This window comes from Desertibacillus haloalkaliphilus (assembly GCF_019039105.1).
GTDB classification, from domain to species: domain Bacteria; phylum Bacillota; class Bacilli; order Bacillales; family KJ1-10-99; genus Desertibacillus; species Desertibacillus haloalkaliphilus.
This window is the reverse complement of the sequence record NZ_JAHPIV010000352.1, coordinates 1-375: the sequence shown is the minus strand read 5'-3', so window position 1 is coordinate 375 and position 375 is coordinate 1. Positions and strand designations below refer to the sequence as shown.

Sequence of the window (375 nt, the reverse complement as noted above, 5' to 3'; positions counted from 1 at the left end):
AGAAGGAAAGAAGGGGGGGAAGAAAAGGGGGAAGAAAGAGAGGGAGGGAGGAGGAAAGGAGAAAGGAAAGAAGGAAAAAGAAGAGGAGGGGAGGGAAAGGGGAGAGGAGGAGGGGAGGGGAAGAAAGAGGAAAAGGGGAAAAGAGGGGGAGAAGGGAAAGGGGGGGGGGAAAGAGGAAAAGGGGGAAAAAAAAGGGAAGAAAGAAGGAGAGAAGGAGGAAGAAGGGGAGAGGAGAGAGGAGGGGGAGAAAAGGAGGAAAGGGAAGAGAGGGAAGGGGAAAAAAGAAGGGGGAGGGAGGAAAAGGAAGGGAAAAAAGGAAGGGAAGGAGGAGGAAGAAAAGGAAGGGGGAAAAAAGGAAGGAGAGAAAGGGAGGAG

The 375-nt window shown here is 52.3% G+C and carries 1 protein-coding gene; it reads left to right on the top strand.

Annotation, left to right across the window (positions count from 1 at the left end; all coding sequences use genetic code 11):
• Positions 1 to 375 (top strand): hypothetical protein (locus KH400_RS30075; RefSeq protein WP_217228368.1); only part of this gene is annotated, 375 nt, incomplete at both ends.